The 13,899-nt window shown below is 67.2% G+C and carries 12 protein-coding genes; 9 read left to right on the top strand and 3 right to left on the bottom strand.

Annotated features, from left to right (window positions below; translation table 11 throughout):
• Positions 1-13: 13 nt before the first annotated feature.
• From ACW7G3_RS00760 to grxC, 3 genes are all read right to left on the bottom strand, one after another.
• Positions 14-1,021 (bottom strand): isocitrate dehydrogenase, encoded by a 1,008-nt coding sequence (locus tag ACW7G3_RS00760; RefSeq protein ID WP_456971594.1) that lies wholly within the window; start codon positions 1,019-1,021, stop codon positions 14-16.
• A 107-nt stretch (positions 1,022-1,128) separates the two neighbouring features.
• Positions 1,129-1,521 (bottom strand): carboxymuconolactone decarboxylase family protein, encoded by a 393-nt coding sequence (locus ACW7G3_RS00755; RefSeq protein ID WP_456980633.1) that lies wholly within the window; start codon positions 1,519-1,521, stop codon positions 1,129-1,131.
• Positions 1,518-1,817 carry a glutaredoxin 3 gene (grxC, locus tag ACW7G3_RS00750; RefSeq protein WP_456971590.1) on the bottom strand — a complete coding sequence of 100 codons (300 nt, stop codon included), beginning with the start codon at positions 1,815-1,817 and terminating at the stop codon, positions 1,518-1,520. Before grxC ends, ACW7G3_RS00755 begins: the two co-directional genes overlap by 4 nt.
• A 207-nt stretch (positions 1,818-2,024) precedes the next feature.
• Here grxC and ACW7G3_RS00745 point away from each other — a divergent pair, with 207 nt between their 5' ends.
• The 9 genes from ACW7G3_RS00745 (at position 2,025) to ACW7G3_RS00705 (ending at position 13,853) form a co-directional block, all read left to right on the top strand.
• Positions 2,025-3,671, top strand: coding sequence for a M48 family metalloprotease (locus ACW7G3_RS00745; protein WP_456980632.1), 1,647 nt, complete (start codon positions 2,025-2,027; stop codon positions 3,669-3,671).
• A gap of 86 nt (positions 3,672-3,757) precedes the next feature.
• Entirely contained in the window at positions 3,758-4,447 is a 690-nt protein-coding gene (gene phoB / locus ACW7G3_RS00740) for a phosphate regulon transcriptional regulator PhoB (protein WP_456971586.1), read from the top strand.
• Positions 4,448-4,477: 30 nt separating this feature from the next.
• A complete protein-coding gene (phoR, locus tag ACW7G3_RS00735; RefSeq protein ID WP_456972204.1) occupies positions 4,478-5,803 on the top strand; it encodes a phosphate regulon sensor histidine kinase PhoR in 1,326 nt (441 codons plus the stop codon).
• Positions 5,800-7,956: a polyphosphate kinase 1 gene (gene ppk1, locus ACW7G3_RS00730; RefSeq protein ID WP_456980631.1), complete on the top strand. Its 2,157-nt coding sequence runs from the start codon at positions 5,800-5,802 to the stop codon at positions 7,954-7,956. The genes phoR and ppk1 overlap by 4 nt, the downstream gene beginning before the upstream one ends.
• 20 nt (positions 7,957-7,976) lie before the next feature.
• Entirely contained in the window at positions 7,977-9,491 is a 1,515-nt protein-coding gene (locus ACW7G3_RS00725; RefSeq protein WP_456981119.1) for a Ppx/GppA phosphatase family protein, read from the top strand.
• Between the two features lie 87 nt (positions 9,492-9,578).
• On the top strand, positions 9,579-10,055 hold the full coding sequence (locus ACW7G3_RS00720; RefSeq protein ID WP_456980630.1) for a hypothetical protein: 477 nt from the start codon (positions 9,579-9,581) through the stop codon (positions 10,053-10,055).
• A 50-nt stretch (positions 10,056-10,105) separates the two neighbouring features.
• Positions 10,106-11,890, top strand: a complete 1,785-nt coding sequence (locus ACW7G3_RS00715) for an acyl-CoA dehydrogenase C-terminal domain-containing protein (RefSeq protein ID WP_456971580.1) — start codon at positions 10,106-10,108, stop codon at positions 11,888-11,890.
• 44 nt (positions 11,891-11,934) lie between these two features.
• Positions 11,935-12,618 (top strand): HNH endonuclease, encoded by a 684-nt coding sequence (locus ACW7G3_RS00710; protein WP_456971578.1) that lies wholly within the window; start codon positions 11,935-11,937, stop codon positions 12,616-12,618.
• Positions 12,619-12,701: 83 nt separating this feature from the next.
• Positions 12,702-13,853: a hypothetical protein gene (locus tag ACW7G3_RS00705; RefSeq protein ID WP_456980629.1), complete on the top strand. Its 1,152-nt coding sequence runs from the start codon at positions 12,702-12,704 to the stop codon at positions 13,851-13,853.
• Positions 13,854-13,899: the final 46 nt, after the last annotated feature.

The raw sequence follows: 13,899 nt of genomic DNA, 5'->3' as shown, positions 1-13,899 counted from the left end.
GGCAGCATCAGGCTCAGAGCCGACTGACGATGGCCTTGGCGTAGCCCATGGTGGTGCCGGTGCCGCCCAGGTCCGCGGTCAGCGAATCCTTGGCCTGCAGGGTGGCCACCATGGCCTGGCGCAGGCGCTCGGCCTGGTCGGGCATGCCCAGATGGTCAAGCATCTGTGCTGCGCCCAGCAGCAGCGCGCCCGGGTTGGCCTTGCCCTGCCCGGCGATGTCCGGGGCGGTGCCGTGCACGGCCTCGAAAATGGCAACCTCATGGCCGATGTTCGCGCCCGGGGTCAGGCCCAGGCCACCGATCAGACCGGCACACAGGTCGGAAACGATGTCGCCGAACAGGTTGGTGGTGACGATGACGTCGAACTGCTCCGGGCGCATCACCAGCTGCATGCAAGCGTTGTCGACGATCATCTCGCTGCACTCGATGTCCGGGTACTCGGCAGCCACCTCACGCGCCACCTTCAGGAACAGGCCCGAAGTGGTCTTGAGGATGTTGGCCTTGTGCACCACGGTGACCTTCTTGCGGCCGGTGCTGCGGGCCAGTTCAAAGGCGTAGCGGACGATGCGGTCGGAACCCTTGCGGGTGACCTTCGAGGTCAGGGTCGCGGTCTCGCCGTCCTCGGTGATCTGCTGGCCTTCACCGATGTAGGCGCCTTCGGTGTTCTCACGCACGGTGATCAGATCAACCTCACCCGGGAAGCGGGCAAGGGTATTGGGGTAGCTCTTGGCCGGACGCACGTTGGCGTACAGGTCGAAGTGGCGGCGCAGGGCCACGTTGATCGAGCTGAAGCCCTCGCCGACCGGCGTGGTCAGCGGGCTCTTGAGCGCAACCTTGTTGCGCTGGATCGACTCCAGGGTGGCCGCGGGCAGCAGTTCGCCGTGCTTTTCCATCGCGGCCAAGCCGGCGTCGGCCTCTTCATAGCTCAGGCCGAGATCCATCGCGTCGAGCACAAACAGGGTGGCATCCATGATTTCCGGGCCGATGCCGTCGCCGCGGATCACCGTGATTTTCTGGGACATTGGGGGGATTTCCGTGCAGAAAGGCACCGCAGCGAGCCCACGGCGCGTGATTGAAAGTGAGCCGCCAATTATGCCGGAACGCCCGGGCGCCTGCAGTGCGGGCCGGATCAGTCGTGCGGATGTCCCGCCGGAGCCTCCGCCTCGCCACGCTCCAGCCGGTCAAGGAAGTCCACGGCCCGCCGCAGGTGCGGGATCACGATCGAGCCCCCCACCACCAGGCCGATCGAAAAGGTTTCGAACAGCTCCTGACGGCTGGCGCCAGCGCCACGGCACTGGGCCACGTGATAGCTGATGCAGTCATCGCAGCGCAGCACCAGCGAAGCCACCAGGCCCAGCAGCTCCTTGGTCTTCACATCCAGCGCGCCGTCGGCATAGGCCTGGGTGTCCAGGGCGAAGAACCGGCGCACCACCTGGTTGGGCTCGTCCAGGATGCGCTTGTTCATGCGCTCACGGAAGGCGGTGAACTCGGCGACGCGGTCGCCCTCCGTCTCCGCGCTCATGCACCGTCCTGCGGCACATCGCCGGACAGCAGCGCGTCCAGCTTGCCGGCGCGGTGCAGCGCGATCATGTCGTCATAGCCGCCCACGTGGGCCTGGCCGAAAAAGATCTGCGGCACCGAGGTACGACCGGTCCGTTCGACCATGCGCTCGCGCTCGGCCGGATCCTGGTCGATCCGCACCTCGGTCCACTCAAGGCCGCGTCCCTTGAGGAACTGCTTGGCCGCATTGCAGTAGGCGCAGATGGCGCTGGTATAGAGGGTGATGGGGGGCTGGGCGGCGGTCTGGGCGTTGTCCAAGGCAGGCTCCGGAAACTTGATACGGCGAAAGATGTCCAAAGTGTGGGTATGACCGGACGGTTTTTCCAGTGCGGGCCCGTACACTGCCGGCGCAGAGCCCCTCGCCGCGCCCTTGCAGATGAAGATTAACGGGTGATTCACTCGCTGCCCGGCCACGGGCGTCATCCTCCCTCAGTACCTTGAACCCCGGATCCGACTCGAACATAGATGCGCGCTTTCCTGATCGCCACCCTCCTCACCCTGGTCTTCGCCGGCAGCCATGCCGCGGCGCAGGACAACAGGCTGCCTGATATCGGCTCCTCGGCCGGCACGGTGCTCAGCCCCTCGCAGCAGGAGGAATATGGCGAAATGCTGCTGGCCCAGCTGCGCCACTACGACATGGTGCTGGAGGACCCGCTGGTCGATCACTGGCTGCGCACCACCGGCAACCGCCTGGCTTCGGCCAGCGACCAGCCGCGTCAGTCGTTCACCTTCTTCATGATGCGCGACCGCTCGATCAACGCCTTCGCCACCCTGGGCGGCTATATCGGCGTCAACGTCGGGCTGGTACTCACCGCGGAAACCGAAGATGAAGTGGCCGCGGTGATGTCGCACGAGATCGTCCACGTCACCCAGAGCCATGTCCTGCGCAGCGTGGAGCGCGCCCAGCGCGACAGCATGCCGATGCTGTTGGCGATGCTGGGGGCGATTGCGCTGGCCGCCAGCACTGACAGCTCTTCTTCGGGCGACGCCGGCATGGCGGCGATCGCCTCGATCCAGGGCCTGGCCCTGCAGCGGCAGATCGACTACACCCGCTCCAACGAATCCGAAGCCGATCGAATCGGCATGCGCACCCTGGCCCGCAGCGGCTACGACGTGGACTCCATGGCCACCATGTTCGAGCGCATGCAGGCCGTTTCGCGCGTCAACCAGGGCACCGAACGCGAGCGCCTGCCGGACTACCTGCGCACGCACCCGGTCACCACCACCCGTATCGCCGAAGCGCGCCAGCGCGCGGAGCAGTACGCAGGCCGCGGCAGCGTGGTGGCCACTACTTCCACGCCGGATGCGGTGCTGACCGAGCGCATCCGGGTTCCCCGCGGCGACATCACCGCGCCGGCGCCAGGACGTCCCAGCAATCCCCTGCTGCCAGGCAACATGCAGCTGCCCGCACTGCACCTGGGTGCGGCGGACCCGGTCATCTTCGGCTGGGCACGCGAGCGCATGCGGGTACTCAGTGCCAACACCATCCGCCAGGCCATTACCGAATACGAGGCTATGCGCCGCGCCGAGCCGCTCACCGACGCCCAGCGCTACGGCCTGGCCCTGGCGCGCATGCGCGCGGGCGAGGCCGCCCGCGCTGCCACCGAGTTCGCTGCCCTGCTGCACGAGCACCCGGGTGATCGCTGGCTGTCCCTTGCCCTGGCCGAGGCCCTGGCCAAATCGGGACGTCTGCAAGAAGCCGACGAGCGCTTTGAAAACATGGTCCGGCGCCTGCCCAACGACCGTGCCGTGGCCCTGGCATATGCCGCCGTGCTGGTGGAGCGCGATACCCCGGAGGCCGGCGTCCGCGCCCAGGCGCTGTTGCGGCCCCTGCTGCGCTCGGCCGCGGACGATCCGGTGTTCCAGCGTACTTTCGCCCGCATCAGTGAGATCGCGGGCGATCCGGTCCGCGCCGGCGAGGCCTGGGCTGAAGCCGCCTATCTGGGCGGCCGCGCTGAGCAGGCACTGGTCCAGCTCAACAACCTGCGGCAACGCGATGACCTGGATTACTACGCACGCGCCCGCATCGACGCGCGGATCGCCGCCATCACGCCAACGGTGCTGGAACTGCAACGCCAGGGCATTCGCGACGACGACCTGCGCCGCCGCTGATCCCCTGCAACCCCGTGTCATGATGCGGTCACAAATCTGTCGTCTAATCCAGACTACGGTCAAGCAGGCAGGTTGTGACAAAGCACATGCAGAAACGGATCCTGATCGTCGACGACGAGCCCGCCATCCGCGAGATGGTGGCTTTCGCTTTGCGCAAAGGCGAATACGAGCCGGTCCATGCGGGTGACGCCCGCCAGGCGCAGTCCGCAATCGCCGACAAGGTCCCCGACCTGATCCTGCTTGACTGGATGCTGCCCGGCACCAGCGGCCTTGAGCTGGCCCGGCGCTGGCGCCGCGACGAGCTGACCCGGGAGGTGCCCATCATCATGCTCACTGCCCGCGGTGAGGAAGACGACCGGGTTGGCGGACTGGAAGCCGGCGTGGACGACTATGTGGTCAAGCCTTTCTCCGCCCGCGAGCTGCTGGCCCGGATTCGCGCGGTCATGCGCCGCTCGCGCGAGGACGACGAGGATGGCAGCGTCAGCCTGGGCGGCCTGCGTATCGATGGCGCTGCCCACCGGGTATTTGCCAACGAGGAGCCGATCAACATCGGCCCTACGGAATTCCGCCTGCTGCACTTCTTCATGACCCACCCCGAGCGGGTCTACTCGCGCGCGCAGCTGCTTGATCACGTCTGGGGTGGCAGCGTGTACGTTGAGGAGCGCACCGTCGACGTGCATATCCGCCGCCTGCGCAAGACCCTGGAGCCGAGCGGCCTGTCGGGCATGGTGCAGACCGTGCGGGGCGCCGGTTACCGCTTCTCGACCGCTGTGTGATTCACCGCCTGGGCGCCTAGACTGATGGAGATGTCCGCCCATGCGCACCCTCCCTTGAGCAGGACCCTGGCCCGGCCGCTGGTCGTGCTGGCCGTTGCGTTGGCCCTGGGCCTTGTGCTCGGCCATCCCTGGCCGGCGCTGGCGATTGCCGCGCTGGGCCTGCTGGCCTGGCAGCAGCTGCGGTTGCGGCGGCTGGTGCGGCGCCTGGCTTCCCGCCAGCGCGTGGCCCTGGACCACGGCACCGACGCGTGGAGCGACCTGCAGCAGCTGCTGCACCGCAACCAGGATGAACAGCGCCATCGCGCCCAGCGGCTGGTGGAAATGCTGCGCGCCTACCGCGCCGCCGCGGCCGCCCTGCCCGACGCGGTGGTGGTGCTGGAGCGCAACACCCAGCGCGTGCAGTGGTTCAACGAAGCCGCCAGCGACCTGCTCGGCCTGCACTATCCCGAAGACATCCAGGCGCCACTCGGGGAACGCTTGCGGCCGCTGCCAATCGCCCACTGGCTGGCGGCCGGCCGCAACGCCGAGCCGTTGCTCGACGCGCCCTCCCCGGTCAGCCCTGGCATACGCCTGAGCCTGCGCCTGATCCCCTATTCCGACGAGCTGTGGCTGCTGGTGGCGCGCGACGTGACCAAGCTGATGCATCTGGAACACATCCGCCGCGACTTCGTGGCCAACGTTTCCCACGAACTGCGCACGCCACTGACCGTCATCCACGGCTACCTGGAGATGCTCGACCCTTCCGAACAGCCGGAGTGGGCGCCCATCCTGGTCGAGATGCAGCGCCAGTCGCAGCGCATGACCCAGCTGGTGGAAGACCTGCTCACCCTGTCGCGGCTCGAGTCACAGGACTCGATCAACGATGAGGTGGTTGCGCTGGATTCAACCCTGGCCACCCTGCGGCGCGAAGCCGAGGCGCTCGGCAAGGGCCGGCACGTGATCAGCGTTGAAGACCGCGCGGGCGTGGACCTGCTCGGTTCACCGCGTGAGCTTCACAGCGCGTTCTCCAATCTGGTGTCCAACGCGGTGCGCTATACGCCTGCGGACGGGAGCATTTCGATCGTCATTGACCTGGATGAGGAAGGCGGGGTGATGCTGTCGGTGCGCGACAGCGGCTACGGCATCCCCGAATCACACCTGGAACGCCTGACCGAGCGCTTCTACCGTGTGTCCAGCAGTCGCTCGCGCGACCTGGGCGGTACCGGCCTGGGCCTGGCGATCGTCAAACACGTATTGCAGCTGCATCAGGCCCGGCTCGAGATCTCAAGCGAAGTCGGACAGGGCAGCCTGTTCACCTGCCGCTTCCCCGCGGGGCGCACCCTGCAGCGGACGGCGCCCGAGGATATCGACCCATGACTCCGCGCAACCCTGCATCCCGGCGCAAGGGCACGGCGTCGGCCCGTGACCCGGGGCGACGATCCGCACAGCCCGCCCAGGGGCCGGTCACCGAAGAGCAGGATCCGCTGGCCGATCCCGCGCTGTACCTGAATCGCGAACTGGCGCAGCTGGATTTCAACTTCCGGGTCCTGGCCCAGGCGCAGGACGAAAGCGTGCCGCTGCTGGAGCGGCTGCGCTTCCTGTGCATCTCCTGCACCAACCTGGACGAGTTCTTTGAAATCCGTGCCGCTGCCGTGCGTCACGCCGGCGAGCTTGGCCTGCCGGCGGGCACCGACGGCCTCGCCCCGGCCAATGCGCTGCGCCGCATCCATGAGCGCGCCTCGGAGCTGGTAGACGAACAATACGCATGCTGGAACGACGAGCTGCGCCCTGCGCTGACGGACGTGGGCGTGCGCATCATCGCCCGCAGTGAGTGGAACGCGCGCCACAGGCGCTGGCTGGCGGCGTACTTCCACAGCGAGATCATGCCCGTGCTCTCGCCGCTGGGGCTGGATCCAGCGCACCCCTTTCCGCGCATCCTCAACAAGTCGCTGAACGTGGTGGTCGTGCTGAAAGGCAAGGACGCGTTCGGCCGCATCGGCAACCTGGCCATCGTGCGCGCGCCGCGGTCACTGCCGCGCATCATCAAGCTGCCACCGCGTGTTTCGGGCGGTGAAGACGACTTCGTATTCCTGTCAGCGGTGCTGTCCGAGTTCGTCCACCACCTGTTTCCCGGCATGGAAGTCAAGGGTGCCTACCAGTTCCGGGTGACCCGCAACTCCGAGCTGATCATGGACGAGGACGAGGTGGAAAACCTCGCCCTGGCCCTGCGCGAGGAGCTGGCCGGCCGCGGCTACCAGCGACCCATGCGGCTGGAAATCGCCTCCGACTGCCCGCGACCGATCGTGCGCATCCTGCTGGAGAACTTCGGCCTGCCGGACAATGCGGTGTACCGCATCAAGGGCCCGGTCAACCTGAGCCGCGTGGTGCAGGTGTATGACCTGGTGCAGCGCCCGGAACTGAAGTATCCGGCGTTCCAGCCGCGCCAGCTGCCAGGCAGCGACGCCATGTTCGACCTGATCGCCGACGAGGACGTGCTGCTCCACCACCCGTTCGACAGCTTCAATCCGGTGCTGGAACTGATCAAACAGGCGGCCGAAGATCCGAACGTGCTGGCGATCAAGCAGACCCTTTACCGCACCGGCAAGGATTCTCCGATTGTCGAACACCTGGTCCAGGCTGCTCGCAACGGCAAGGACGTGACCGTGGTGGTGGAGCTGCTGGCGCGCTTTGATGAAGAAGCCAACCTGGGCCTGGCCGGACGCCTGCAGGAGGCCGGCGTACAGGTGGTCTACGGCGTGGTCGGCTTCAAGACCCACGCCAAGATGCTGCTGATCGTGCGCCGGGAAGGCCGCAAACTGCGCCGTTACGTGCATCTTGGCACCGGCAACTATCACCCGGCCAACGCCCGCGGCTATACCGACCTGGGGCTGATGACCGACCACCCCGGCATCGGCAGTGACGTGCATCAGATCTTCATGCAGCTGTCGGGGCTGGCACCTGCGATCGAGCTGGAGCACATGCTGCAATCGCCCTTCACCCTGCATCCCGGAGTGCTGGATCGGATCGGGCGTGAAACGGAACATGCGCTTGCGGGCAGGCCTGCCCGCATCATCGCCAAGATGAACGCCCTCAACGAGCCGCGCGTGATCCGCGCGCTGTATGCCGCTTCGCAGGCGGGCGTACGGATCACCCTGGTGGTACGCGGAGCCTGCACCCTGCGTCCCGGCGTGCCCGGCGTCTCCGACAATATCCGGGTGATTTCGATCGTCGGCCGTTTCCTTGAACACCATCGGGCGTACTGGTTTGCCAACGACGGCGACCCGGAGCTGTTCTGCGCCAGCGCCGACTGGCTGGAGCGCAACCTGCTGCGCCGGGTGGAGGCCTGTTTCCCGATCCTCTCTCCAGTCCTGGTGCAAAGGATTCACGAAGAAGTGCTGGACAACTACCTGGCCGACAACCTCGACGCTTGGGAATTGCAGGCCGATGGCAGCTACCGCAGGCTGGAACCGGAAGAAGGAGCCGCGCCCCACTCGGCGCAGATCTGGCTGCTGGAGAAAATCTGCGGATGAAGACCACCCGTTCCCTGGTACTGCCCGGCGCAATCGCCGAGTCCATCCAGGAGGGCGACACCCTGGCCGCGATCGACATGGGTTCCAACAGCTTCCACATGATCGTGGCGCGGGTCACCCTGGGCCAGCTGCGGGTGGTGGACCGCCTGCGCGAAACCGTGCGCCTGGGCGAAGGCCTGTACGGCAAGGGCCGGCTGCAGATGGACGTGCGCGATCGTGCCCTGACCTGCCTGGAACGCTTCGGCCAGAGGATCCGCCGCGTTCCGCCACACCACGTGCGCGCCCTGGCGACCAACGCGGTGCGCCGCATGGCGGTGCCGCGGGACTTCCTGGTCCCGGCCGAATATGCACTGGGCCATGCGATCGAAGTGATTTCCGGACGCGAGGAAGCCCGCCTGATCTACCAGGGCGTATCCCACGTGCAGCCGCCCAAGCCGGGCGAGCGGCGGATGGTGATCGACATCGGCGGTGGTTCGACCGAGTGCATCATCGGCCGCGGCCTGGACACGCTGGAGCGCGAGAGCCTGCAGGTCGGATGCATTTCCAGCACCCAGCGGTTCTTCCCGACCGGCAAGCTCACCCGGGAAAAGTGGCAGAGCGCATTCAACGAGGTCGCGGCGGAGTTCCAGCAGTTTGCCTCGACCTTCCGCAGCATCGGCTGGCAGGAAACCCTGGGCTCGTCCGGTACCAACAAGGCCATCGGCGGAATATGCGCGGCCATGGGCCTGACCAAGGGCGCGGTGACGGCGGAGGCGCTGCCCGTCGTGCGCGACCGGCTGATCGACGCCGGGCATATCGATGCGCTGGACCTGCCGGGTCTGTCGGAGGATCGCCGCCCGGTCATCGCCGGCGGCCTGCTGGCACTGGAAGCGGCGTTCGCCGTGCTTGGACTGGAGCGCATGGCAATCAGCAAGGCCGCCATGCGCGAGGGCGTGCTGTACGACATGTTGGGCCGCGGCGGTGAACATGATCCACGCGAAGCGGCGATCCAGGCTCTCACCCAGCGTTACGGCATCGACGAAACCCAGGCAGCGCGCGTCCACGCCACTTCGCTGCGGCTATTCGACCAGGTGGCGGAAGAATGGCAGCTGGGCCCGGACGACCGGCTGATGCTGGGATGGGCCGCCCGCCTGCATGAGATCGGCCTGACCATCGCCCACAGCCAGCACCATGTGCACGGGGCCTACATCCTGGCGCACTCGGATATCCCGGGTTTCTCACAGCAGGAGCAGCGCTTCCTGGCGGCCCTGGTACAGAGTCACCGGCGCAAGGTCGCGCGCAGCGCCTTCGACATGCTGCCCGACCGCCTGCTCGGTGCCGCGCTCCGCCTGGGCATGTTGCTGCGGCTGGCGGCGCTGTTGCACCACTCCGGCGAAGACGAGTCGATGCCGCTGCCCAAGCTCATCGCCAACGGTCCGGCGCTGCGTCTGCAGGTAGACCCGGACTGGCTTGACGCACACCCGCTGCTGCGCGCCGACCTGGAAGGCGAGGCCGAGGACAGCCAGGGTCTGGGGATCGCACTGCGGCTTGTCTGACGCCTTTTCCGGGTGATCCGCCTCACTGATGGCGTCGTAGTATTCTGGCCGCATGCCGTCCGCGCAGCTTCCCGGAGATTACGCCGCATGAAGAAATTTCTGCCCTTCCTGATCCTGTTCACCGCCGCACTGGTGACCGCGTGCAGCACCGGGCCGGCGCGCCGGGTGTCCGAACCGGCCGCCCGCATCCAGCAGCTGACCGTCGAAGCCGATGGCAGCTGGTCGATCGACCTGCGGATGCAGAACTACAGCAGCATCGCCATGCGTTTTGATCACCTGCAGCTTGAAATGCAGGTCAACGGCGAGGCCGCTGGCAGCCTGCAAGCCAGTCCGCAGCTGCAGATCTCGCAGGAGTCGGCGGACGTGATCAGCGTGGACCTGATCCCCTCGGCGCAGGCGCGGCTGCTGCTGGCCGATGCGCTGGCCGCAGGGCGCGGAGTGTCCTATTCCCTCCAGGGCGATACCCGTGCGGCGCCTGTCGACCGCGGCAGCGTTCGCGAATACCCGATCAAGCGCGAAGGCGTACTGAGTCCCATGCCCGGCCTGCCGGGCGTGCTGCGCTGACGACAGCTGCCGTCCAGTCTCTTCAACCCCTTCCCAGCCAACGGAATGCCATGTCCAGCTACAAAGCTCCCCTGACCGATATCCGCTTCGTCCTCCACGATGTGCTCAATGTGGAACCGCTGTTCCAGCGCCTCGGCCTGGGCGATGCGAGCCGCGATGTGGTGGATGCGATCCTCGAGGAAGGCGCGCGCTTCACCGAAGCCGTGCTGGCCCCGCTCAACAGCGTGGGCGACGAGATCGGCTGCAGCTTCGACAAGGCCACCGGCGCGGTCACCACCCCGCCCGGCTTCCGCGAGGCCTATGAGCAATACGTCGACGGCGGCTGGCCGGCGCTCAACGCGCCGCCGGAGTTCGGCGGCCAGGGCCTGCCGCACACGTTGGGCATGTCGCTGAAGGAAATGATCGACGCCGCCAACCTGGCCTGGGGCAACTTCCCGCTGCTCTCGCACGGCGCGGTGGAGGCCCTGCTGCACCACGGTGACGACTGGCAGCAGGAAACCTTCCTCAAGCCGCTGGTGGACGGCCGCTGGACCGGCACCATGTGCCTGACCGAGCCGCACTGTGGCACCGACCTGGGCCTGCTCAAGACCCGTGCCGCGCCGAACGCGGACGGCAGCTACCAGATCAACGGCACCAAGATCTTCATCACCGCTGGCGAGCACGATTTCACCGACAACATCGTGCACCTGGTGCTGGCACGCCTGCCCGACGCGCCGGAAGGCTCGCGGGGCATTTCCCTGTTCGTGGTGCCCAAGCGCAAGGTGGACCAGGACGGCAACTCCGGCGAAGCCAACGGTGTGCGTTGCGGCGCGCTCGAACACAAGATGGGAATCCACGGTTCGGCCACCTGCGTGTTGAACCTCGACGACGCTCAGGGCTGGCTGGTGGGCGAACCCAACCGCGGCCTGATGGCGATGTTCACCATGATGAACTCCGCGCGCGTGGCCGTCGGCCTGCAGGGCCTGGGCCTGTCGGAACGCGCCTACCAGAACGCCCTGGCCTATGCCCGTGAGCGGCTGCAGATGCGCTCGCTGTCCGGCCCCAAGGCACCGGACAAGCCCGCCGACCCGATCATCGTCCATCCCGACGTGCGCCGCATGCTGCTCACCTGCAAGGCGCTGGTGGAAGGCGGCCGCCTGCTCGGCACCCACGCCGGCACCCTGGTGGACACCATTGCCCACACCAGCGACGCAGCCGAGCGCGAGCAGGCCGACGCCCTGCTCGGCTTCCTCACCCCCATCGTCAAGGGCTGCCTGACCGAGTGGGGGATCGAGTGCACCTACAACGCCCTGCAGTGTTTCGGCGGCCACGGCTACATCGCCGAGCACGGCATGGAACAGCTGGCTCGCGACGCCCGCATCACCACGCTCTATGAAGGCACCACCGGCATCCAGGCGCTGGACCTGATGGGGCGCAAGACCATGCAGCTGGAGGCCGCCGGCCTGCGCCTGTTCCTGGGCATGATCGGCGAGTTCTGCAACGCCCATGCCGACGACGACGCCATGGCCGAGTTCATCGGTCCGCTGCAGGCGGCCGCGACCGAATGGCAGGCGCTCACCGGTGACATCGCCAAGCGTGCCGCCGGCAACCCGGAAGAAATCGGTGCGGCTTCCTGGGATTACCTGTTCTATTCCGGCTACGTGGCCCTGGCGTACTGGTGGGCCCGCAGCGTGGCCTCCGCCCGTGACAGCACCCAGCCCGAAAGCTTCAAGCAGTCCAAGCTGGAAACGGCACGTTTCTACTTCGCCCGGATTCTCCCGCGCACCCGGGCCCACAAGGCCGCGATCGAAAGCGGCGCCGACTCGCTGATGTCATTGGACTCCGTGGCCTTCTGAGCAATACCCACAGCGTCATAAATCGGGTATATGCTGTTTCCTTGATGAAGGACGACAGAGCGAAGCTTCGCCTGCTCCCCGCCGGACCTGGCACACCGGTCGCCAATGCTTCGCCGACAACACCCCTGGGACATCCTCAGATCGCGGCTCGCCCCCTGCCGTTGGGCAGCGTACGCCTGCTATCGCTGGATGCGCATGGCCGCGTACTCGACTGGATCAGCTGGCAGGATGCAGCCTGCCTCTACGCACGCGACGCTGTCACCTGGACCCTGGGCGAGCCCTGCCTGCGTGTGCACGGTGGCATCAACCGGATCACCGGCAGGCGCAGCACCCTGGCGCTGCATCCGATCATCGCCGCACGGGGCCACGCCTCCGGCGCCGCGCTCAACCCCACCCCTGCGCTGACCAACCCGGCCCTGTTCGCCCGCGACCAGCACCTGTGCCTGTACTGCGGCAGCGGTTACGCCCGCAGCAAGCTCACCCGCGACCATGTGATCCCCCAATCCCAGGGCGGCCGCGACCTGTGGGAGAACGTGGTCACCGCCTGTTACCACTGCAACTCGCGCAAGGGCGGCCGCACCCCGGCCCAGGCCTCGATGCCGTTGCTGGCCGTGCCCTACCGGCCGAGCTGGATCGAACACCTGATCCTGTCCAACCGCAACATCCTCGCCGACCAGATGGCTTTCCTGAAGTCCCAGCTGCCCAGAAACCCCCGCCAGCGGGGCTGATCCAACCGACGCGCAGGAGTCCCCGGGTAGCCTTATCGTGAATCCGGCTAAACTCGGGACTTTCATCACGGTATCGCTGCAGCATGGCTTTGACTCTTGGTTTCACCAGCATGGACCAGGCCACGGAAACCGCGCTTGGCGCCGCGTTCTCCAAAGCCAGCGAAAGGTTCCCCGGGCGGTTCACGCTGACCGACAGCGACGCGGCCGACTACGTCATCATCGACATGGACAGCCTGTACGGCCCGATGGGGTGGCTGCGCCTGCATGCCGCCGGCAAGCATGTGATCGGACTGACCGCAGCTGCCCGGACCCAGGCCGACTTCCGCCTCGGCCGCCCGTTCGATACCGATGCCATGGCGCAGCTGCTGCAGGAGATCACCGACGCTGCCGGTCCTGCCGCAGATCCGCAAACGGAAGCCGAAGCAACCGTTGTCGAGGCAGTGGCAGAGGCCGAACCGGCCGCCCCAGCGGACCCCATTCCACTTGCCGTCCGGCTGGCGGTTCCCCCGGCCGCGGAAGAAACTGCTGCTGCAACTTCGACTCCAGCCGACGCTCCCGCTACGCGGGAACAGGCTCCCGATGTGCCCGACGTCGCGCCTGAACCCGAGCCAGACCCGGAGCCGGAGCCGGAACCGCAGCCCGAACCCGAACCCGCCCCACCGCCGCGTGACCCGGTGTTCGCCGACTGGATGGCCCCCCACGCACTGCAGGGCCGGCTGCGCTTCCGCCGTGATAACGGCCCCGAACTCTGGATTGATGCCGATGCCCGCCAGTACCACGGACCCCAGTTGCTCAAGCCGCTGACCAGCTATTTCGAAGGCTCCGTCGGTCGCGCGGACTTCAGCCCCGTCGATGAAGCCACCTGGAACGCAGGCAGCGCCGCTGCCGGTCCCGCCCAGCCCCTGCAGCGCCTGCAGTGGCTCGGGGGCCTGCTGGCAGGCCAGGGCACGCTTTTGCCCGGGCATGACCCGGACGGCCGCTACCGGCTCACCAAGTGGCAGCAGACCGAACGCGAGTTCGCCCGCCACTTCCGCATCGCCACCGCCATGATGAAAGGCCCGGTCACGTTGGCCGAGATCGCCGAGGCCAGCGGCGCAGAAACGGACGAAGTGGCGGATTTCCTCAACGCCAACCTTGCAACGGGCTTTGCCGAATTCGTACCCGAACCGGAGCCCGAAGCCGAGGCGCCACCGCGCCCCACCGGCTTTTTCCGGCGCCTGCGCAGCAGATCCTGAACGCACTGCACCCCACGCCCCTGGGCGTCGCCTTGCCCCCCGCGAC

It is taken from the genome of Luteimonas sp. A478, assembly GCF_054052025.1.
Note: the sequence above shows the minus strand (reverse complement) of the source record. Positions and strands in the feature narration are given on the sequence as shown.